This window comes from Microbulbifer maximicatervae (SeqCode), assembly GCF_052467225.1.
Map to the genome: position 1 here is coordinate 1,815,394 of NZ_CP174303.1, position 21,128 is coordinate 1,836,521.

A 21,128-nucleotide genomic window follows, 5' to 3' on the forward strand; every position below is an offset into this window, starting at 1 on the left:
ACTATTTCCTACCTATGACAGAGGTTTCTACCAGCCAGCTACCTGAAAGCGTCGATGTATTGGTCATTGGCGCTGGGGCAGCTGGACTAATGTGCGCGGCTACAGCGGGCCAGCGCGGGCGCAACGTGTTGGTCCTGGACCACGCCAACAAAGTCGGAAAGAAAATCCTGATGTCTGGTGGTGGCCGTTGCAACTTTACTAATCTCTACACCAGTGCAGAGAACTTCTACAGTAATAACCCCCATTTCTGTAAGTCCGCCTTGGCTCGCTATAGCCAGTGGGACTTTATTGCATTGGTGGAAAAGCACGGGGTTGCCTATCACGAGAAAACTCTCGGTCAGCTCTTTTGCGACAATAAATCAAGGGATATTGTCGACTTGTTACTAGCGGAATGCCGTGCGGCCAAGGCACAGATCCGCACGCGCTGTAGCATTACTCAAATTCGAGCTTTGGGGCAGGGGTATAGGGTCGAAACCAGTATGGGGACGGTTACCTGTGAATCCTTGGTCGTGGCTACTGGAGGCCTTTCTATTCCCACCATGGGGGCGAGCGGGTTTGGCTATGAGATCGCTGAGCAGTTTGGGCTTGATTTAGTCCCAACTCGAGCAGCGCTAGTGCCATTCACCCAGCATAAACGGCAATTGGAGCGTCAGGGTACCTTGCCTGGAACCTCCCTTTCAGTGACTGCTTCTTGCGCTGAAGGTAGTTTCCTGGAGCAGATGCTGTTCACTCACAGGGGACTGAGTGGGCCAGCGGTTTTGCAAATTTCCAGCCACTGGCGAGAAGGTCAAACGGTAATATTTGACTTGGCTCCAGAGAAAAATCTGGCAGAGTGGTTACCGCTGCGCCGACAGCAGAGCCCGGATAGCCACTTACACAGCGTTTTGGCTGAGGTTTGGAGTAAAAAGTTAGTACAGTTTTTCCTGCAGCGAGCGCAAATTACCAGCCGCCCCCTAAAACAGTTTGGGGAGGGGGAATTACAGCAAGCTGGGGAAAAGTTACAAAGCTGGAAATTGGTACCGGCGGGCACTGAGGGTTATCGCACTGCTGAGGTAACATTAGGTGGAGTCGATACCGCACAGGTCTCTTCCCGTACTATGGAATGTAAAACCCGGCAGGGGCTTTATTTTATTGGCGAGGTTCTCGACGTAACCGGCTGGCTCGGCGGGTTCAATTTCCAATGGGCTTGGGCTTCAGGTCATGCTGCAGGAGAGGTGGCTTAATGGGAGATGTTATTCCTTTCAAAAGAAAAACCGCTTGGCAAAAGCACAAGGGCAGCACCCTGTGCAGGGAAGGTTTTCATAAATGGAAAGTGGTCACCGAGCGCAAGTTCGACGTAAAGCAGGGAAAGTTGGTTACTGAATATCGCTGTGAACGCTGTGGAAAAACGAAAATTAAACACTTGTAAATTTTCTCTCTCCAAATCCGATATTCATGGGGCAGTTCAATTAATAGTTAAGTAATTTACTCTCCCCTGTTAAGAAAATTGTCAAAACTCAGTGTCTTTAATACGGGTGATTACTGAGAAAAGATATTTTGGGGACAGCAAATAATGCAACGTTACTGTTGAGTTACGCAGTAACGTTGCATAGGTTTATATGTAAATTAAGAGGCTTGCCCTGATAGATAGTCTACTGAACTGTGCCTCTTTAGGTTCAGCACACCTTGTGTTACTTGCCATGTGATAGCCAGTGCACCGACGATAAACACCACATCACCAATAGTTCGTATCCATCTTAGAGTAACTAGCGTTCCACTTTGCATTAGGGTTTCACTGCGGGCATACCAAAGGCCTTCTGAAGCGCTCGCCATAAACTGGATAATACCGACAGGTAAAAGGCTGGTGAACAACATTAAAGCCAAACCTATATTCATCCACCAGAATGCCGTTTTCATTAATTTCTCACTAAATATAAACTGGGGGCGAATATATCTAAGAACGAGTAAACTAAAGCCCAAAGCCAAGAACCCATATACTCCAAACAATGCACCATGGGCATGTGTGGCCGTGGTATTTAAGCCCTGAAGATAATATAACGCTATCGGTGGGTTAATAGTAAAGCCAAGTACGCCTGCTCCTAACATATTCCAGAAAGCAACAGCTACAAAAAACATCAAAGGCCATTTAATTTTTACCATCCAGGGTGCACGATTTTTTAAGCTATAGTGATCCCAGGCTTCATAACCCAATAAGATAAGTGGGACCACTTCGAGCGCACTAAATGTGGCCCCTACCGCCATAACTGGTGTTGTCGTCCCTGAGAAATATAGGTGGTGAAAAGTTCCCGGTACACCCCCTAGTAGAAATAATGACGCTGATGCTAGAGAAGTCACAGTAGCCATGCGTTTAGATACAAGGCCCATATTGAAGAAGATAAATGCAAGCGCAGTTGTAGCAAAAACTTCAAAGAAACCTTCTACCCATAAGTGCACTATCCACCAGCGCCAAAACTCCATGACCGATATGTGTGTGCGCTCGCCATAAAAGAAGCCTGCACCATAAAATAATCCTATGGCAATTACGGAGGCGGCAAACAGGGCTAGCAGGTTTTTATCACCCTTTTGCTTTAATACTGGAACAATACCGCGCAGCATTAATGCCAACCATAGTACGATGCCGGCAAATTTACCGATTTGCCATAGTCTACCAAGATCTACAAATTCATATCCTTGATGGCCCAGCCAAAAGCTGAGCTCTGGTGGCAGAGTTTGTGCAATGGCTAGATAATTGCCGACAAATGATCCAATAACGACTGCTATCAATGCCCAAAACAATATATCAACACCAAGTTTTTGGAACTTAGGATCTTTACCACCGTTGATGATTGGAGCAAGAAATAGCCCGGCAGCTAAAAATCCTGTAGCTATCCAAAATAGAGCAGCCTGTATATGCCAGGTGCGTACCAGGCTGTATGGAAACCACTCCGATGTCTCTATCCCATAGAACCCTTGTCCTTCGACAGTATAGTGGGCAGTAAAACCACCTAAAAAAACTTGGAAAGTAAATAGTCCTACTATAGCTAGTAAGTATTTTCCAAGAGCTTTCTGTGAGGGAGTTAATTTGAAGGTGCTGATTGGATCTTGCTTGGGGGCAGTAGGGTGTTTGTCTTCAGTGCGTAGGAACGCCCATGCCCAAACTAGGGCGCCAATGCCGGCAATCAATAAGACCACGCTAATAATAGACCAAATAATATTTTCGCTAGTTGGCTTGTTGTCAATTAATGGTTCGTGGGGCCAATTGTTAGTGTAGGTTGCGCCACCTGGTGAACGCTCGGTTGAAGCTACCCAGGATGTCCAAAAGAAGAACTCAGTAAGTCGTTCTCGGCGATCAGCATCAGGCAGTGTAACCTCTTTCATTGCGTAATTTGCGCGGGTTGGCTGTAAAGCGGGATCCCCCCCAAAAAGTGCATTATAATATTTTGCAGTTTGCTCTATAGCTGTGACTCTTCGCTTAGACAAAGTGGCATTTCCAGATTCGCTGCTATAGGTGTTGGTTCTATAATCTAATTTAAGGTCATACAGAAGTTTGTGTTTTTCCCTTTTGGATAAAGATTCATATGGTAGGCCAAATTCCTCTTTTGCCGCTATTGATAACCAATTAATTAGCTCTCGATGTAACCAATCAGCGGTCCAGTCTGGGGCTTGGTAGGCACCATGCCCCCAAATAGATCCCAGTTGCATTCCTCCAACGGATTGCCAAGAAGTTTGACCATCTAAAATTTTATCTTTAGTGGTCAGTATTTTGCCATTTTCTGAGACAAAGGCGTCAGGTATCGGAGGTGCCTTCCGATATATTTCACTGCCAAAATATCCGAGTATTGAAAAGGTTACAGTTAAAACGCCGATCAATGTCCACCAAAGAGATTTGTAAGTTCTCATCAGAGTTATCCTTGCCAATATAAATTGGCTTTTTTAGCAATATGCTATTTAAACTATTAATCTTCGTATATCTCCCTAGGCTGCTTGTAAAACAAAACATCGTAAACATCGGGTATCTCTAATTTTTTGGAGTGGATCTATGATGCCTGATTGAGTGTTAATAGGTTTTAAGCCTGACTTTTCGCGTTCTTGCTTAGCTGCGTTGATCTCATGAGATTGGCCTCCAGTAGAGGCGTTAACTTGCAACAGAAAAAACATAAACTCTCCTTTTCCTTGTGTTGCTTGAATAAATCAAATTGAGAATGGGCTTCTCAAAATAATGTTTGGTCTTGTAAGACATTGAATTTTTAGGTGACCGATACCTTGTATTTGGGTAATGAAAAAGGGCCAATAATCGTTGTTAACCTGCCGCCCCTGGGTAGAGTTTGTGTAAGCGAATATATCGAAGTTCACTTCTTGGCCTCTTAAATTAATTAGCGGCCTTAAATTCAGGAAAGCAGCCCCTGACTTCAGAGCGCTTTCGCTCGAAATTCCTCTAATAGCTTTTGGGGCAGTCATAAATAGCACATTCGGCTGTAACCGTAGCCTAAGGGCTAGGTTGAACGAGCATTTGAGACTGAGCATTCTCTACCCCTTTATCTATACATGTATATGAGATACATCTTTTGCGTGGCAATTTACACCTAAATTCCAATGATGTAAACTAGATGCATCTTTAAATTTTCAAGGGATGAAAATTCTTGGCTTCACAATGAGGGACTTTGCCAATGAAGATCACGCAATTTACCGACTACTCTTTGCGAGTGTTGATGTACCTTGCTATACAGGATCGAGAGTTAGTAACCATCAGAGAAGTTGCTGAGCGCTACCAAATATCTAAAAACCACCTAATGAAGGTGGTACAAGAGTTGAATCTCAAAGGCTACTTGATTGCAACCCGGGGTAAGTATGGTGGCATTCGGCTAAGCCGAGCTCCTGAAGACATTAATGTTGGAGAGCTAGTTCGATTATTGGAGCAAGATACCGTGTTAGTAGAATGCTTTGGGACAAATAATCAATGTGTCATAACTCCTGCGTGTAGGTTGAAGAAAATGTTCGCCGAGGCTATGGAAAGTTTTTTTATTTGTTTGGAGCAATACACCTTGGAAGACCTAGTATCCGGCCCGAGTCAGACTGACCTTATCAATATACTAGCTTTTCCTGCGAAAATTGAGAGGGCGCAGCAAGGTCCCTAGGTTAGGCTTATCTTATATTTGCTTGAGGGAGAAAAAGTACAGTTTTCCATTCAAAGCCTGGAAGATTCATACTCTAGGGCCTTTATTACATAAGGGGCTTTGTATCCCGCCAGATGAAAAGCCTATCTTCAATTTCCTCTCACCCTATATCAGGTAGCCACTCAATGCACGTTGGTCTGAGGGGGGGATTGGGAATGCTTCTTGGAGTAGGGAAATACTCAGCACAAATTTATTGCTTCTGCTCAAGCGTAATGCCTTTATCTGGGAGATGGTTGCTGAATATCGTTATGAGTGCCGTAGTAAAACGAAAGCGAGGATTGTGCCAATTTTGTCTTATAGGAACCAGTTTAATTGGGAGTCGGCTTCCCTGCCTGCCTCAGTAGTGCGAGTATCGAAGTACAATGACACCCGCACTATACTGATTAGCAACTAAAAATAAGCAGCGAATTAATAACGATAGTAGCGACCGCGATAACGATAGTAATCCCTGCGCTTTCTTTCCCTATCATAAAGGTAGCCTGCACCGGCACCAATAACCGCACCTGCGGCAGTGCCACCGGGGCGTCCGCCACTAATCAAGGCACCTGTTACTGCGCCTATACCGACGCCGGTGCCGACCCGGCGGTCGGTATCACTCATATTGGCGCAGCCCGTACCTCCAAGGCTTGCAGTCAATACTGCGGCCAAGCTGAGATATTTGATAGCTTTGATACGCATAGACACCTCTGTTACTGGAAGGTTGAGGTATAAAGAATCGGCGCAGGCCGACTATTTCGGAGCCAGTGTAGAGTCCGCATGCACTGGCAACAAATCCAAATTGGGAGTTTCATTCCCTTTTTTTGTCGATATTTAGGTGGTTGTTAAGGTGTTTGAAAAACAAGACTTGGTAGAACTGGCTCGACTCAAAATGCCATTTGGAAAATACTCGGGCCGGGTTTTAATAGATTTGCCTGAGGAGTACCTGCTTTGGTTCGCAAAAAAGGGGTTTCCAGAGGGGCGTCTAGGACAGTTGATGGCATTAGCCTTAGAGATAAAAGTAGAGGGATTGCAGGGGCTTATTGATCCACTGCGCTGACCTTTTAGCTGGTTTTCCCAGTATTGCAATCACCTTGGTCGGTTTGCTCTGCGGGACTTTGACATTAATATAGTAATGCCTAGGTGTGCTTTGCGGAGCGAAGCCCAAGAAAAAGCGGGCCGTAATGGAGACTGGACTGACCCGGAAATAGGCCCACAGCGGGTAACCACTGGTCTGAATGATTTCAGCGAGGTAGTAGCGGGAGTAGAGCCAGTCAGCTTAAAAGAGGGAGCGGTCGAAACGAATTCGGCCGCCACTCTTTTAAATTATATTAAACTAAGTTCTCACCGACTAATATCCGCCGGCAATATTTTGTGAGAGAGTTGCCCGACTCGAAAGTCGGACGCAGCTATCTACTAACTAACTGATCAGAGTGGGATTCGGATAACAACACCACCCATAGTGTGGCCCAGCTCAAAGTCAGTGCGCGGGCTGTCTACGTGATCGTTGTGACAGCTCACACAAGCAGGTGAAACACCTACATCCGCATATACTGCAGTGAAGTACTCGGTATCACCTAGTTTTTCGCGGCCGTAAAAGTTTTTCCCTGGGTTGTCGATTACGTACTGCAAGCCCTCTTTTTCCATCTCAGTGCGCGGTTTGTTTTGCTTATTGATTGGCCACAGAGAGAGCAGGGCATAGTTAAAGCCAGACTCATTTTCGGCAACACGCTCAGCTCCCATACGCATCATCTGCGCGGGGAGTGGTAGCAATTTCTTATCTTGCCAGTGCTCATCAGCGTCAAGGATTTTCTCCTCGTTCTGCAGGCGGTTTACAACCTTGTTGGTGTAGTTGGCCCTGTCTGCCTCGATAACGGCAAAGATGGCATCCGCCATTCGCTCCGGAGCAACTCCCTGGTTTTTCTCACAGCCGGTGAGCAGTGCCAGTCCAGCGATAATACAAGCGGCAATACGCATATTTTCCCCTCCTATTGGGATTGATTTTGCTTGTTTTTGCTTTTGGTAATCCTTGCAATACGCTCGCGGATCAGCTCGAAGGTTTCATGCTTTTCTGCGGGTTTATGCTTGAAATTATTGTTAATCAGAGTTTTGTCAGCCAGGGCAGCAAGGGAGAATTCGGCTCCATGGCAGCTCAGGCAAACGGGCATCATTTTTTCATTGGGGCGAAGGTTATGATTTTGATTATGGTTAACTACAACCTGTTCGCCATGGGTTTCCCGTGGTAAATGGCAGCTGGCACAGCTTACGCCACCCTCTGGGTTTGAATTCCAGGTATCGAAGTGAGGGGACTCTTTGTAAGAGAGACTGTGCTCATCACTGTGACAACCCAGGCAAGCCTCTACAGCGGCAAATTGCAGATTTACTTCATGGGGCCCGTGACAACTGACACAGCTCAATTCATCCGTTGCGCTGGTATTCATGGGAAGGCGGGCTTGTTGCGGGGAGATGGCGCCGACCTGCTGGATAAAGCCCTCTTCCAGCTTGTTGGACATGCGCATTCCATGTTTTCCTTGAGTAAAGGATTCTTTTTGATCGCTGTGGCAACTAGCACATTGCTCGACAATCTCAACGCTACTGAATTGCATTTGCCCATCGACGTGACAACTGCTGCAGTTTACCTCTGTTTGTGCGTGAATACTCTGTGCCCAGACCGTTGCGATTTCTGCAGTCTGGCTAGAACTGTTAATGTCCGCCTCGCTAACTTTTAAAGGGGCTTTATTTGAATGCTCATTTAGCCAGGACTGAACTGCTGTACGAGCGGGAAGTTTTGCAGTTTCCAATAGATCAGGTTGATCAACATGGGCGATAAGGAAGTCTTCATAGAGGGAACCATTATCGTGATAGTTGTGGCAGCCCGCACTCGCGCAGGTTTCAAATCCCAGATCTTTGTGGCTACTGCGCTCGTCGGCAATATCGCTGTGGCAGTGAAAGCAAAAGTCGCCCGCCAGGGTTACGCCCATCTCTCCGGTGATCTGTGGCTTGTGCTCAGTGTGACAACTTACACATAACCGGGCGTCAAGAGTCTCCAGAAGCACGGCATTGCGAGGGTCTAGAAATTTCTGCCGGGGGTGTGAGTCGTCTACAAGCTCCAGTTCTTCCGCATGGCAATTCAGGCAAGCTTGCTGAACAGCATCCTCACCGGCAAAGCCATCGGTATGGCAGGAGGTACAAGCCAGCTCAATTTGATGGTGACCGTGCGTGGCATCTCCACTGATAAATAGAGATTTATCGTCAACGTTAAGGTTGTATGCCACCGCAGAGCCGATAGCCAGCGTTAGCAATACACCGTAATGCCAGAATTTAAATTGATATGATTTCATCTAGAAGTAATAAACCGCAAAAATATGGTAGGCGAGAAGGACTGGTAAGGCCCAGAGCAGGGCATAGTGAACTCGAGACCACCATTTTCGGTGTTCGCGAAGTTTCAGGTCAGTCCAATGGTGGTTTCGCGCCATAAAAACGCCAACGAGAGAACCAGTTGCGGTTGCAGTTAGAAACACCAGCATCAATGCCAAGTTCAGGTTTTCACCAAGGCGGAAGCCTGAATGTACAGCGAGTGCAATTAGAGCGATTAAACCCGTAACGCTGTGTGCATAGCGCCAGTGATCGACATGCCCAAGGCTAAGTTTATTCCAGCGTTTCCTGATACTGAGAGCGGCAGTAAACAGGCACATAGCAAGAATGGTATAGCCCGTAACCTGCTTCCAAAAATTGTCGTACCAGAGCTTTTCCCAAAAAAGTGCAGTCTGTACTGAGGAGGAAACTGGAGCTGGCGGCATCAGGAAAGCCAGGGCTATCAGGATTAATGACAGAACAGAAGTTATCAATATCCCCTTGGAGTGTCGCATTACCAAGTTGGGAGCTGGCACATCCAGAAGCTCAGCCATTAGCGGGCGGCAACTACCGCAAACAGACCCGGCTGTTGTCGCTTGTTGCAATTCGTTTAAATTGCGCTTCCCAGCGGAAATAGCCTTGCATAATTCCCCTTTGGTGACAGAGTTGCACTGGCAGACCAGATAACTATCGGGAAAATCTTTAATGCTATTGCCGCTTTTTTTGGCAAAAACTCGCCCTTCGCTTTCAAAGTCTTTCAGTGTGCGCAGAGAGATTTTTTGCTCCTGTGCTACGGTCTGGCGTAATTCATTGGCTTCATCCCAGCTGCCAATATAAATGGCCCCAACGATGTATTCGCCTTTGATAAATAAGCGTCTATAGATCCCCTTAAAGCGATTGCGATAGACATGGCTCTCAACGCCCTCTTGCTGATTGAGGTTTTCCGGGGTTACCTCTCCCATTATTCCGCAGGGAATATGGGCAATTTTCAGCTGAATATCGGTATAAGTGCCGGAGTAGGGCTGCGAGAGAGATTTACCGCTATGGTTGCGACGAATATGTGAGCAGCAGCTTTCAGCTTGTTCATAGCCCGGTCGGACCAATTGGTAGACTTTCTTGTCAAACTCAGCGCACTCGCCTACGGCGTAAATATCCGGGTCGGAAGTTTGCATCCATTCATTGACTACGATTCCGCGTTTAGTTGAAAGTCCGCTCTGTTCGGCCAGGCTAATTTCCGGCTTAATCCCTGTGCACAACACGATAGCGTCGACGGGAATTTTTTCGCCACTTTCAAAAGTGAGTAGGCGCTTGCTATCGCTCTCTTCAATGGATGTTAGGGAGTCCGAAATTTTTAACTCTACACCCAGTGCAGTGAGTGCGGACTTTAGGAACTCCTCTCCTTCTTCACCCAGGAGCCCGCTGAGTAAGTGTCCTCTGGATTGTAAAGTGATGTTGTTTTTAGGTGTTTTTAACGCGGTTGCAGCTTCAAGGCCCAGAGCACCAGCACCGATAACACAGATGTCTGCATTCTGCTCCCTTAGCTCAAGTAAATCATTGGTGTTACGCAGACTTCGAAAAGGGTAAACACCAGGCAGGTCCGCACCCGGAATCTTCGGAATAATAGGATTTGATCCAGTCGCTATTATTAGTTTGGAATAAGGCTGTATATTCCCTGCAGCATCGGTGACTGTTTTTTGGGAGCGATCGATAGAGACTATTTCACGGTCAATATATTCTGCCAGGCGGTGGTCACTTTGACTGAGAATAGGGTTATCAAGCTCCTCCAACTCTACATGGCTTGATAGATATTGAGAAAGTTTAACCCGGTTGTAGGGAGACTCTGTTTCTGCCCCATAGATAACAATTTGAGCTTCATCACAGAATTCTAATAATTTTTGTGCGCAACGCACGCCCACCGGACCAGTACCGATAATTACATAAATTGGGTAGCTGTTATCATTAGTGTGGATGCCGCTTGGTAATTGCTCGACAAGTGTGTCGTCTAGCTCAGTCATACCTCCCCCCGACTGCTTTGATTTTCTATTAGTCTTTGTATTTTTAATTTGTCTGCCAGATGGCTTGCTAATTTTCTTAGACTAATATCCCACTCTTTAGTGTTTTTTTGAATTCTAATCCCTATATGTTTAAACAAAATTAAATAAACGTCTAGTGCCGATTAGAGCATGACGATAGAGAATTGGGTGTAAAGTAAGGTCAGGTCGGAAAATAAGGCTGGATTTAACTGGCGTGCACAGTTTTTTTGAGGGCTAAATGTATCTTGCCCAAATTCGGTGCTTATATTTAATTTGATTGTGAAAAATTGGCGGGGTGAGGGGAGTGCTTTCCAGTTACTTTGTGACCGCTGAGCGGCCAAAAAATATGCGGCCCCGTCCTTGTGGGCTGCGGACTGTAAAATAGTATGCCTATTGTAAAGATTTGTTTCTTGTCGGCATTCCTAGGTTAAATATCTCACTACTCCTGATAAAAAAACTAAACGTTGCTTTTAGGAGGGTTGGTAAAGGACGTAGAGTTCTTTTTCTTCTAGGGCAGTACGGCGAGTTAGCGCTTCACCGATTTTCTGATAATCCATTTTGAAATCGCGAACCATTTCAGGAGTGAAGGCTTCGTGGTTATAGCGTTTGCAAAATTGCACAACAGCATTTGCAATTTCATTCATATCGGTGCGGAAATCTTTAACTACTTGCAGTGTGTGGGCATCGCCAGCCAGTGCTTGCTCCAGGTATACGTAAAAACGTACATTTTCTTTGATTAGATGGGCCTGGAAGCCAGATTTAAATTGGGTCAGTAGCTGCGACAACTGGCGGTAGTTCTGCTTCTCATAACCCTCTGACCACATGCGCTGAAAAATACTGATCAGGGTGCGGTGATCGTCTTCAAGGGCTTTGATTAGAGTGGGATCGTAAGAGATTGTGCGGGCACCTTTAGCTCCTGCATAAGAGCTGCGAGTATATTTTTCCTCAAGATCCGCCGCGTCTGCTGTTTTGTTACTTCGGAACATTCCAGAAATAAAACTAAGCATGAATTTAGTCTCAGTAAATTTAAAGGTTTGTTATTAGGTCTGATAGCGCCGCGAAGTTGGGGGTAACTTAAAGAAAGCAAAGCTGTTTGGGTCCCGGCGGGCGTGGCGGATTTTACATTGGATGACAGTTGGTTTAACTGTTATGGAAGGGGCGAGTAAAGCAAAATTTCCAAAATGGGACTTGTGTCACACTTCAGATCTTTGCTTTTTAATTTTTATCGAAATGTAGTTGATTATCGCCAGTAGAATCAAAATAAATTCAAATATTCAATTAATAAAAAACCCGGCATAGCCGGGTTTTTTTGATTGCTTGAGCTTAGCGCTGCTCGAGCGGTACATAATCGCGCTGCGGGTAGCCGGTATACAGCTGGCGAGGACGACCAATTTTGTACGGATTGGAAATCATTTCATTCCAGTGTGCAATCCAGCCTGAAGTACGGCCGGTGGCAAAAATTACGGTGAACATATCGGTGGGGATACCGATAGCCTTCATAATAATGCCGGAGTAGAAATCTACATTCGGGTAGAGTTTCTTCTCTACGAAGTAATCGTCCTCAAGGGCGATTTTCTCCAGCTTCTTGGCGATCTTCAGCAGGGGATCATTTTCTGCACCCATAGCACCCAGAACTTCATCACAGATGCCCTGCATTACGCGGGAGCGGGGATCGAAGTTCTTGTAGACGCGGTGACCAAAGCCCATCAGGCGGAAGGGGTCATTCTTATCCTTGGCGCGCTTCACGAATTCGTCGATACGGCTTTCGTCGCCAATTTCCTGCAGCATGTTCAATACCGCTTCGTTGGCACCGCCGTGAGCGGGCCCCCACAAAGTGGCAATGCCGGAAGAGATACAGGCGAACGGGTTGGCGCCAGAAGAGCCAGCCAGGCGAACAGTGGAGGTAGACGCATTCTGCTCGTGGTCTGCGTGCAGCAGGAAGATGATGTCCATTGCCTTGGCGACAACCGGGTCTATCTTGCTGGGCTCGCAGGGGTTGCCAAACATCATGTGCAGGAAGTTCTCGGAATAGCTGCGGCTATTGTCCGGGTACATGAAGGGCATGCCCTGGGAGTGCTTGTAGCACATCGCTGCCAGGGTTGGCATCTTGGCAATCAGGCGGTGGGCGGAAATCTCGCGGTGCTCCGGATTGGTGATATCCAGGGAGTCGTGATAGAAGGAAGCGAGGGCACCGACTACGCCACACATCATCGCCATTGGGTGGGCATCGTAACGGAAGCCTTTAAAGAAGCTCACCAGGGATTCGTGAACCATGGTGTGAGACATAATGGTGTCTACATACTTCTTCTTTTCTTCTGCGTTGGGCAGTTCGCCATTCATCAGCAGGTAGCAGGTTTCCAGGTAATCGGATTTTTCTGCCAGTTGCTCGATGGGGTAGCCGCGGTGCAGCAGTTGGCCCTTGCCGCCATCAATAAAGGTGATCTTGGAATCACATGAGGCGGTAGATACGAAGCCCGGGTCGTAAGTAAATAAGCCTTTACTGGTCAGACCGCCGACATCAATAACATCGGGGCCGAGGGTGCCGGAGCGAACTGGCATCTCAAGGGCGCCGTCGATACCATCGACTGTGAGGTGCGCTTTTTTATCGGACATTGCGGACTCCTAAAAATGTTCTTATGCCGGCCTTTTCCCGCTGTTTTCGGGAGCTAGCGGCCTTTTGAGCGGGGCCAAACTTAAGTGCCGCGCCGCAAATTGTCAAACCAAAAGGAATGGACGACCAGTCTATTGGCGACAGGATATCCGGTTCCGCTCCATACTCGTAGAGTATTTGTCTAGATAATGCACAGGAAAGTCTGAGGAAATCCCGCGATTCCCGATTTACTGCGCGATACTGGTGGGAACCCGGCGTAATCGCAGGCGTTCGTTGTGTTTTGACTAGTGAATGCCTATAATCCGCGCGGCTTGCGCCATGGTACGGCTACTTTGTATAAGGCTTCATCAGGTCGAGTGCAAAGTAATCAGCAAGCAGCTCGTCCCTCCATTGAAAAGCTAACGGGCGCCCGGTCGTTCAGGGCAACAAGGTGTTTTTCCTGTGAACAAAAACAGACCTGTCAATTTAGACATTTCCACTATAAAGCTTCCCGCTACCGCTGTGGTTTCCATTTTGCATCGTATTTCCGGTGTAGTGCTCTTCGTTGTTGTTGCACTACTACTGTGGATGCTCGATGTCAGTTTGGAATCCGAGCAGGGATTCGCCGAAATTGCAGCGGTATTTAACAGTATCCCTGCCAAGCTCATTCTCTGGGCATCGCTGGCGGCACTTATTTACCACATTCTGGCAGGTGTTCGTCATCTGTTTATGGATATGGGGGTAGGTGAAAGTCTCGAAGGCGGCCGTCGCAGCGCTGTGTCAGTGCTGGTGCTGGCTGTAATCCTTATTCTTCTGGCGGGAGTATGGTTGTGGTAAAAACAGTAACAAGCTTTGGCCGTAGCGGTACTTTCGATTGGCTCTACCAGAGAGTCACTGCGGTAATATTGCTCGCCTATACCCTCTTTATAGTGGGTTTTATCTTTTTCAGTAAAGACTTCGGCTACCAAGCCTGGTCCGAACTGTTCGCCCAGCGCTGGATGCGTGTTTTCAGCCTGGTTGCCTTGCTGTCCACCATTATTCACGCCTGGATTGGCCTCTGGTCCGTGGTAACTGACTACATCACCAACCGGATGATGGGCGGTAAAGCCACTGTTCTGCGCTTGTTCGTAGAAGTGATTCTGGCTGCCGTTGCCGTGTTGTACGCGGTGTGGGGCATTGAAATTCTTTGGGGTGTATAAGCAATGGCGAACATGCGTACTATTTCATTTGACGGGATTGTAATTGGTGGAGGCGGTGCCGGTATGCGCGCCGCCCTGCAGATGGCCCAGTCAGGCTATAAAACTGCGGTTATTACCAAGGTATTCCCGACTCGTTCTCACACAGTATCTGCCCAGGGTGGCATTACCTGTGCAATTGCCAGTTCAGATCCCAACGATGATTGGCGCTGGCATATGTACGATACCGTTAAGGGTTCCGACTATATCGGTGACCAGGACGCTATTGAATATATGTGTTCCGTAGGTCCAGAAGCGGTATTTGAGCTGGAGCACATGGGCCTGCCTTTCTCCCGTACTGAGGAAGGTCGTATTTATCAGCGCCCCTTCGGTGGTCAGTCTAAAGATTTCGGCCGCGGTGGCCAGGCTGCACGTACTTGTGCTGCTGCTGACCGTACCGGCCATGCACTGCTGCACACCCTCTATCAAAACAACGTTAAGCACAAAACCGAATTCCTGAACGAATGGTTTGCGATTGACCTGGTGAAGAACCAGGACGGTGCTGTTGTGGGTGTGATCGCCATGTGCATCGAAGATGGCGAAGTGGTTTATATCAAATCCAAAGCGACTGTATTCGCTACCGGCGGTGCCGGTCGTATCTTCGCTTCCACCACCAACGCACACATCAATACCGGTGACGGTGTCGGTATGGCCCTGCGTGCCGGTATGCCGGTCCAGGATATTGAGATGTGGCAGTTCCACCCCACTGGTATTTACGGTGCCGGTGTACTCGTGACCGAAGGTTGTCGCGGTGAAGGTGGCTACCTGATCAATAAAGATGGTGAGCGTTTTATGGAGCGCTATGCGCCCAACGCCAAAGACCTCGCTTCCCGCGACGTTGTGGCTCGCTCTATGGTTCTCGAGATTCTCGACGGCCGCGGCTGTGGCCCGGAAGGCGATCACGTATTCCTGAAGCTTGATCACCTGGGTGAAGAGCTGCTCAACAGCCGTCTGCCCGGTATCTGTGAGCTGTCCAAGACCTTCGCCCATGCCGACCCAGTTAAGGTGCCGATCCCGGTAGTACCTACCTGTCACTATATGATGGGTGGTATTCCCACCAACGTTCACGGTCAGGCTCTGACCCAGGACGCTGCGGGTAACGATCAGATTGTTGATGGCTTCTACGCCTGTGGTGAGGTTGCCTGTGTGTCCGTACACGGAGCCAACCGCTTAGGTGGTAACTCCCTGCTGGACCTGGTGGTATTCGGTCGCGCTTCCGGCCTGTTTATTGAGAAGTCCCTGCGCGAAGGTATCGAGCACCGCGAAGCTTCCGAGTCTGATCTCGAAGCCGCTATGGCTCGCTTGAATCGCCTGGAAACCAATGAGAAGGGTGAGAAGGCTGCCGACCTGCGCAAAGAGCTGCAGGGCGTGATGCAGAACCACTTCGGCGTATTCCGTCGCGGCGACTTTATGGCCGAAGGTGTGAAGAAGCTTGCAGATCTGCGCGAGCGTATTGAAAATGTGCGCCTCGAAGACAAGAGCCGCGCGTTTAACACCGCCCGTGTTGAAGCGCTGGAGCTGCAAAACTTACTGGAAGTTGCCGAGGCCACTGCAGTTGCTGCAGAGACCCGTACTGAGAGCCGCGGTGCTCACGCCCGTGAGGACTTTCAGGAGCGCGATGATGAAAACTGGCTGTGCCACTCTATGTATTTCCCCACGGAAAAACGTGTTGGCAAGCGTGCAGTAAACTTCGCGCCTAACACTATGGAAGCCTTTGAACCGAAAGCTCGGACTTACTGATTCGGGAGCGGAATAGAGTATGTTGAAAGTAAGCATTTACCGTTACAACCCGGAAACCGACAAAGCGCCTTATATGCAGGACTATGAACTGGACACCAAGGGCAAGGACCTGATGGTGTTGGACGTTCTGGAACTGCTGAAAGCCGAAGATCAGACCTTGTCTTTCCGTCGTTCCTGCCGTGAGGGCGTTTGTGGCTCTGACGGTATGAACATTTCCGGTCGCAATGGCCTGGCGTGCACTACGCCACTGTCTGAAGCTGCCCCCAAGGGTAAACTGGTTCTGCGTCCGCTGCCGGGCCTACCTGTTATCCGCGACCTGGTTGTGGATATGGAGCAGTTCTACGAGCAGTACAAGAAGATTGAACCGTACCTGCAAAACGATACTCCGGCTCCGGCCATCGAGCGTCTGCAGTCTCCGGAAGATCGCGAAAAGCTCGACGGTCTGTACGAGTGTATCCTGTGCGCCTGCTGTTCCACTTCCTGTCCGTCTTTCTGGTGGAATCCGGACAAGTTTATCGGCCCAGCTGGTTTGTTGCAGGCTTACCGCTTCCTGGCAGATAGCCGCGACCTGGCTACTGATGAGCGCCTGTCAAATCTGGATGACCCCTTCAGTGTATTCCGTTGTCACGGTATTCAAAACTGTGTCAATGTTTGCCCGAAAGGACTGAATCCGACGCGCGCGATCGGCCATATCCGCAATATGCTGCTGACCCGCGCCGTGTAGGGGATGCTGCGGCCGGTTATCGGCCCGCTGGGGTTCGCGCTCTGCGAACCCGGTGCCAGGTAGGGTGCCAAGCAAACGACAAAAAGCCGGTTCTAACCGGTAAAAAACTGAAAAGGGGAGGTGGCTTTGTGCGCCTCCCCTTTTGTGAGTGAAAGGAAAGCGCAGTGGCTCAAGAGAAGATAAGCACACTGCAATTGAGGTAGGCATCAACATGCACGAAAGTACCATGGAGCAGCTGTGGCGTAGCTCCCATATCTCCGGGGGCAATGCTGCCTACGTGGAGGAGCTTTACGAGACCTATCTGCACGACCCCAACGGTGTCCCCGAGGAGTGGCGCAATTATTTCGATAGCCTCCCCCGCGTTGAGGGCAGCAGCGATGTTTCCCACGCCGCTGTTCGCCAGCACTTTGAGCTGCTCAGCAAACACCGCGCGCGTCCGGTGGCCGCTCCCGGTGCGGCCGGCTCTGCCAATATTGAGCACGAGCGCAAGCAGATTAAAGTTCTGCAACTGATCGATTCCTACCGCCATCGCGGCCATAAAAAAGCGACCCTTGACCCCCTGGGCTTGATGGCTCGCGAACAAGTGCCCGACCTGCAACTGAGCTACCACGGCCTGACTGAGGGTGATTTCGATACCACTTTCAATACCGGTAGCCTGTTCCTCGGTAAAGAAGAGGCGACCCTGCGTGAAATCGTCGAGGGTCTGGAGAATACCTACTGTGGCAATCTGGGTGCGGAGATCATGCATCTCTCCAACCTGGAAGAGCAGCAGTGGTTCCAGCAGCGCCTTGAGCGCAGCCAGTCCAAAGCCAACTTCGGCACCGACATCCAGATTGAAATCCTGCAGCGCCTTTCCGCCGCTGAAGGCCTGGAGCGCCACCTGGATTCCAAGTACCCCGGCACCAAGCGCTTCGGTGTAGAGGGTGGTGAGAGCCTGATCCCGATGATGGACGCTCTGATCCGTCGCTCCGGCACCTACGGGGTGAAGGAAGTGGTGATCGGTATGGCCCACCGCGGCCGCCTGAATACCCTGGTCAATATCCTCGGTAAAAACCCTGCGGATCTGTTCCAGGAGTTTGAAGGCAAGAAGACCCTCGATACTTCCGGTGACGTGAAGTACCACCAGGGCTTCTCCTCTAACGTGATGACTCCCGGTGGTGAAGTGCATCTGGCCCTGGCCTTTAACCCGTCGCACCTGGAAATCAGTGCGCCCGTGGTAGTGGGTTCCGTGCGCGCCCGCCAGGATCGCCGCAAAGATGCGACCGGTGAGAAAGTAATGCCGATCAACATCCATGGCGACGCAGCTTTTGCCGGCCAGGGTGTGGTGCAGGAAACCCTGCAGATGTCCCAGACCCGCGGTTACTACACCGGCGGTACTGTGCACATCGTACTGAACAACCAGGTGGGCTTTACCACCAGCAAACGCGAAGATGCCCGCTCCACCGAGTACTCCACCGATCCCGCTAAGATGATCGATGCGCCGGTGCTGCACGTAAATGGCGACGACCCGGAAATGGTCGTATTGGCCGCGCTGCTGGCGGTGGACTACCGCTATGAATTTAAGAAAGATATCGTTATCGACCTGGTCTGCTACCGTCGTCGCGGCCACAACGAGACCGATGACCCCTCTGGTACCCAGCCGCTGATGTACCAGACTATCCGCAAGCACAAGACTACCCGCACGCTCTATTCCGAGAAGCTGGTGGGCGAGGGCATCCTGGACAAGGTTGCCGCAGACAAGCTGGCCAACGACTACCGCGACAAACTGGATGCCGGTGAAGACGTTGCTACCGGTCTTGTGAAGAAGCCGGACTCCTCCATGTTTGTTGACTGGAGCCCCTACCTGGGCCACGACTGGCAGGTGCCTGCAGATACCGGCTATGCGCTGCCGAAGCTGCAGGATGTCGCTACTCGCATGACCAACGTGCCCGATGGCGTGGTAATGCAGCGCCAGGTCTCCAAAATTTATGAAGACCGCCGCAAAATGGCCGGTGGCGCCCTGCCTCTGAACTGGGGCATGGCGGAAACCCTGGCTTACGGTACTCTGCTGGAAGAGGGCTTTATGGTCCGCTTTACCGGTGAAGACGTGGGTCGCGGTACCTTCTCCCACCGCCACGCGGTGGTTCACAGCCAGAAAGACGGTCAGAGCTACGTGCCTTTGCAGCACATGTTTGAAGACCAGCCGCCTTTCTATATCTACGACTCGCTGCTGTCCGAAGAGGCGGTGTTGGCGTTTGAATACGGCTACGCCACCACGACACCAAAGTCCCTGGTGGTGTGGGAAGCCCAGTTTGGTGACTTCGCCAACGGTGCCCAGGTTGTAATCGACCAGTTCATCACTTCCGGTGAGCACAAGTGGGGCCGTATGTGCGGCCTGGTAATGCTGTTGCCGCACGGCTACGAAGGCCAGGGCCCAGAGCACTCCTCTGCGCGCCTTGAGCGCTTTATGCAGCTGTGTGCGGAGCACAATATCCAGGTGTGTAACGCCACTACCCCGGCACAGATCTTCCACCTGCTGCGTCGCCAGGCGGTGCGCCCAATGCGCCGTCCTCTGGTGATTATGAGTCCAAAGTGGATTCTGCGTCACAAGCTGGCCACCTCCAGCCTGGAAGAGCTGGCGGAAGGTCGCTTCCACAACGTGATCCAGGACCAGGGTGTAGATCCTGACAAAGTGAAGCGTGTGGTTCTGTGTTCCGGCAAGGTTTACTACCACCTGCTGGAAGCCCGTATGGAGCGCGAACAGGAAGATGTGGCGTTCGTGCGAATCGAGCAGCTGTACCCATTCCCGGACGAAGAGTTTGTGGAAGCGGTTTCCGCATTCAAGAAGATCAAGAGTGTTGCCTGGTGTCAGGAGGAGCCCATGAACCAGGGCGCCTGGTACTCCAGCCAGCACCACTTGCGTCGCCTGTTGTCGGAAACCCATCCGAAGCTGGATCTGGAATATGTGGGCCGCGCCCCATCCGCAGCACCTGCGGCGGGCTATATGTCCACGCACCTTGAAGAACAGAATAAGTTCATCAACGAGGCGCTGACCGTCAAATAACCGGCGGCAGTAATAAGTGAAGAGTCAATCTCAGGAAACAGAAAAAATGACGATCGAGATTAAAGCGCCAACTTTCCCTGAATCAGTTCAGGACGGAACTGTCGCCACCTGGCATAAACAACCTGGTGAAGCTGTGTCCCGCGATGAACTGATCGTGGATATCGAAACCGATAAAGTTGTGCTGGAAGTTGTTGCACCTGCCGATGGTGCCCTGACTGAAATCATCAAGGGTGAGGGCGATACCGTTCTCTCCAATGAGGTGATTGCCAAGTTTGAAGCGGGCGCTGGCGCAGCTGCTGCCCCGGCGGAAGAAAAAGCAGAAGCTCCGGCTGCCGAAGCCGCAGCTCCTGCGGCTGGCGACAAAATTGCCATGCCATCTGCCAAGAAAATGGCTGCTGAGAAGGGCGTAGACCTGGCCGGTGTTGAAGGCACTGGCAAGGGTGGTCGCGTTCTCAAGGAAGACGTAATGAAAGCGGGCACTGCGCCGGCTGCCGCTGCTGCACCTGCCGCCGCTGTTGCTGAAGTTGCGGTTGCTCCAGGTGAGCGCGTAGAGAAGCGTGTTCCCATGACCCGTATGCGCAAGCGTATCGCTGAGCGCCTGCTGGACGCTTCCCAGTCCACCGCCATGCTCACCACCTTTAACGAGGTGAACATGAAGCCGATTATGGACCTGCGCAAGAACTACAAAGACCTGTTCGAGAAGACCCACAACGGCACTCGTCTGGGCTTTATGGGCTTCTTCGTAAAAGCTGCAGTAGAAGCGCTGAAGCGCTACACCGCAGTGAATGCGTCTATCGACGGCAACGATATCGTTTACCACGGTTACCAGGATATCGGTGTAGCGGTTTCCTCTCCGAAAGGCCTGGTTGTGCCGATTCTGCGCAATGCGGAGAACATGGGCCTGGCGGATATGGAAAACAATATCCGCGATCTGGGTGTTCGCGCCCGCGATGGCAAACTGTCTATCGAAGAGATGACTGGCGGTACCTTCACCATCACCAACGGTGGTGTATTCGGTTCCCTGCTGTCCACTCCGATTCTGAATCCACCGCAAACTGCAATTCTGGGTATGCACAAAATCCAGGAGCGTCCGATGGCGGTAAATGGCAAGGTGGAAATCCTGCCGATGATGTACCTGGCGCTGTCCTATGACCACCGTCTGATCGACGGTAAGGAAGCGGTTGGCTTCCTGGTAGCGATCAAGGAAATGATCGAAGATCCAGCGCGTATCCTGCTCGAAGTTTAAACAATAAATCTTGGGGCCTGCGGGCCCCCTCGAT

At 50.1% G+C, this 21,128-nt stretch carries 17 protein-coding genes; 10 read left to right on the forward strand and 7 right to left on the reverse strand.

The window, feature by feature from the left end; translation table 11 throughout:
• Positions 1-14 precede the first annotated feature (14 nt).
• Complete coding sequence (locus tag ACJJIZ_RS07930; protein ID WP_444915765.1) at positions 15-1,223, forward strand: BaiN/RdsA family NAD(P)/FAD-dependent oxidoreductase; 1,209 nt, start codon at positions 15-17, stop codon at positions 1,221-1,223.
• The gene (locus ACJJIZ_RS07935) at positions 1,223-1,408 is read left to right on the forward strand and encodes a hypothetical protein (protein ID WP_413662993.1); all 186 of its coding nucleotides are present in this window, start codon (positions 1,223-1,225) and stop codon (positions 1,406-1,408) included. Before ACJJIZ_RS07930 ends, ACJJIZ_RS07935 begins: the two co-directional genes overlap by 1 nt.
• A 197-nt stretch (positions 1,409-1,605) precedes the next feature.
• On the opposite strand, the gene ACJJIZ_RS07940 is transcribed toward ACJJIZ_RS07935, so the two are convergent.
• A complete protein-coding gene (locus ACJJIZ_RS07940; RefSeq protein ID WP_444915766.1) occupies positions 1,606-3,879 on the reverse strand; it encodes a nitric-oxide reductase large subunit in 2,274 nt (757 codons plus the stop codon).
• A 767-nt stretch (positions 3,880-4,646) separates the two neighbouring features.
• Between ACJJIZ_RS07940 and ACJJIZ_RS07945 the strand changes: the two genes are divergently transcribed.
• Positions 4,647-5,114 carry an RrF2 family transcriptional regulator gene (locus ACJJIZ_RS07945; RefSeq protein WP_413662991.1) on the forward strand — a complete coding sequence of 156 codons (468 nt, stop codon included), beginning with the start codon at positions 4,647-4,649 and terminating at the stop codon, positions 5,112-5,114.
• Between the two features lie 447 nt (positions 5,115-5,561).
• Here ACJJIZ_RS07945 and ACJJIZ_RS07950 read toward each other — a convergent pair whose 3' ends face one another.
• Complete coding sequence (locus ACJJIZ_RS07950) at positions 5,562-5,831, reverse strand: YMGG-like glycine zipper-containing protein (RefSeq protein WP_444915767.1); 270 nt, start codon at positions 5,829-5,831, stop codon at positions 5,562-5,564.
• A 148-nt stretch (positions 5,832-5,979) separates the two neighbouring features.
• On the opposite strand from ACJJIZ_RS07950, the gene ACJJIZ_RS07955 reads away from it, so the two are divergent.
• Positions 5,980-6,189, forward strand: a complete 210-nt coding sequence (locus tag ACJJIZ_RS07955) for a DUF3820 family protein (RefSeq protein WP_282933831.1) — start codon at positions 5,980-5,982, stop codon at positions 6,187-6,189.
• Positions 6,190-6,557: 368 nt separating this feature from the next.
• Here the strand turns inward: ACJJIZ_RS07955 and ACJJIZ_RS07960 are convergent, their stop codons facing one another.
• The 5 genes from ACJJIZ_RS07960 to gltA all read right to left on the reverse strand — a co-directional run bounded on the left by ACJJIZ_RS07960 (position 6,558) and on the right by gltA (position 13,129).
• Positions 6,558-7,106, reverse strand: a complete 549-nt coding sequence (locus ACJJIZ_RS07960; protein WP_282933830.1) for a Tll0287-like domain-containing protein — start codon at positions 7,104-7,106, stop codon at positions 6,558-6,560.
• A gap of 11 nt (positions 7,107-7,117) precedes the next feature.
• Positions 7,118-8,470, reverse strand: a complete 1,353-nt coding sequence (locus tag ACJJIZ_RS07965) for a cytochrome c3 family protein (RefSeq protein ID WP_444915768.1) — start codon at positions 8,468-8,470, stop codon at positions 7,118-7,120.
• Positions 8,471-10,498 (reverse strand): FAD-dependent oxidoreductase, encoded by a 2,028-nt coding sequence (locus tag ACJJIZ_RS07970; protein WP_444915769.1) that lies wholly within the window; start codon positions 10,496-10,498, stop codon positions 8,471-8,473.
• A gap of 488 nt (positions 10,499-10,986) precedes the next feature.
• A complete protein-coding gene (locus tag ACJJIZ_RS07975; RefSeq protein WP_444915770.1) occupies positions 10,987-11,523 on the reverse strand; it encodes a hemerythrin domain-containing protein in 537 nt (178 codons plus the stop codon).
• 316 nt (positions 11,524-11,839) lie between these two features.
• Positions 11,840-13,129, reverse strand: coding sequence for a citrate synthase (gltA, locus tag ACJJIZ_RS07980; protein ID WP_413662987.1), 1,290 nt, complete (start codon positions 13,127-13,129; stop codon positions 11,840-11,842).
• A 439-nt stretch (positions 13,130-13,568) separates the two neighbouring features.
• On the opposite strand from gltA, the gene sdhC reads away from it, so the two are divergent.
• From sdhC to odhB, 6 genes are all read left to right on the forward strand, one after another.
• Positions 13,569-13,943 (forward strand): succinate dehydrogenase, cytochrome b556 subunit, encoded by a 375-nt coding sequence (gene sdhC, locus ACJJIZ_RS07985; protein ID WP_282933825.1) that lies wholly within the window; start codon positions 13,569-13,571, stop codon positions 13,941-13,943.
• Positions 13,937-14,305 carry a succinate dehydrogenase, hydrophobic membrane anchor protein gene (sdhD, locus tag ACJJIZ_RS07990; protein WP_282933824.1) on the forward strand — a complete coding sequence of 123 codons (369 nt, stop codon included), beginning with the start codon at positions 13,937-13,939 and terminating at the stop codon, positions 14,303-14,305. The genes sdhC and sdhD overlap by 7 nt, the downstream gene beginning before the upstream one ends.
• Before the next feature lie 3 nt (positions 14,306-14,308).
• Positions 14,309-16,081, forward strand: coding sequence for a succinate dehydrogenase flavoprotein subunit (gene sdhA / locus ACJJIZ_RS07995; protein WP_444915771.1), 1,773 nt, complete (start codon positions 14,309-14,311; stop codon positions 16,079-16,081).
• 19 nt (positions 16,082-16,100) lie between these two features.
• Entirely contained in the window at positions 16,101-16,805 is a 705-nt protein-coding gene (locus tag ACJJIZ_RS08000; RefSeq protein WP_282933822.1) for a succinate dehydrogenase iron-sulfur subunit, read from the forward strand.
• Between the two features lie 211 nt (positions 16,806-17,016).
• Entirely contained in the window at positions 17,017-19,848 is a 2,832-nt protein-coding gene (locus ACJJIZ_RS08005) for a 2-oxoglutarate dehydrogenase E1 component (protein ID WP_282933821.1), read from the forward strand.
• Positions 19,849-19,894: 46 nt separating this feature from the next.
• Positions 19,895-21,094: a 2-oxoglutarate dehydrogenase complex dihydrolipoyllysine-residue succinyltransferase gene (gene odhB / locus ACJJIZ_RS08010; RefSeq protein WP_282933820.1), complete on the forward strand. Its 1,200-nt coding sequence runs from the start codon at positions 19,895-19,897 to the stop codon at positions 21,092-21,094.
• Positions 21,095-21,128 lie beyond the last annotated feature (34 nt).

Bases quoted from the DNA above. Each gene is read 5' to 3' on its own strand.
- ACJJIZ_RS07950 (WP_444915767.1), bottom strand. From the start codon at position 5,831: ATGCGTATCAAAGCTATCAAATATCTCAGCTTGGCCGCAGTATTGACT.
- ACJJIZ_RS07970 (WP_444915769.1), bottom strand. From the start codon at position 10,498: ATGACTGAGCTAGACGACACACTTGTCGAGCAATTACCAAGCGGCATC.
- ACJJIZ_RS07975 (WP_444915770.1), bottom strand. From the start codon at position 11,523: ATGCTTAGTTTTATTTCTGGAATGTTCCGAAGTAACAAAACAGCAGAC.
- ACJJIZ_RS07935 (WP_413662993.1), top strand. From the start codon at position 1,223: ATGGGAGATGTTATTCCTTTCAAAAGAAAAACCGCTTGGCAAAAGCAC.
- ACJJIZ_RS08000 (WP_282933822.1), top strand. From the start codon at position 16,101: ATGTTGAAAGTAAGCATTTACCGTTACAACCCGGAAACCGACAAAGCG.
- ACJJIZ_RS07965 (WP_444915768.1), bottom strand. From the start codon at position 8,470: ATGAAATCATATCAATTTAAATTCTGGCATTACGGTGTATTGCTAACG.
- ACJJIZ_RS07940 (WP_444915766.1), bottom strand. From the start codon at position 3,879: ATGAGAACTTACAAATCTCTTTGGTGGACATTGATCGGCGTTTTAACT.
- gltA (WP_413662987.1), bottom strand. From the start codon at position 13,129: ATGTCCGATAAAAAAGCGCACCTCACAGTCGATGGTATCGACGGCGCC.
- odhB (WP_282933820.1), top strand. From the start codon at position 19,895: ATGACGATCGAGATTAAAGCGCCAACTTTCCCTGAATCAGTTCAGGAC.
- sdhA (WP_444915771.1), top strand. From the start codon at position 14,309: ATGGCGAACATGCGTACTATTTCATTTGACGGGATTGTAATTGGTGGA.
- ACJJIZ_RS07930 (WP_444915765.1), top strand. From the start codon at position 15: ATGACAGAGGTTTCTACCAGCCAGCTACCTGAAAGCGTCGATGTATTG.
- ACJJIZ_RS08005 (WP_282933821.1), top strand. From the start codon at position 17,017: ATGCACGAAAGTACCATGGAGCAGCTGTGGCGTAGCTCCCATATCTCC.
- ACJJIZ_RS07960 (WP_282933830.1), bottom strand. From the start codon at position 7,106: ATGCGTATTGCCGCTTGTATTATCGCTGGACTGGCACTGCTCACCGGC.
- ACJJIZ_RS07945 (WP_413662991.1), top strand. From the start codon at position 4,647: ATGAAGATCACGCAATTTACCGACTACTCTTTGCGAGTGTTGATGTAC.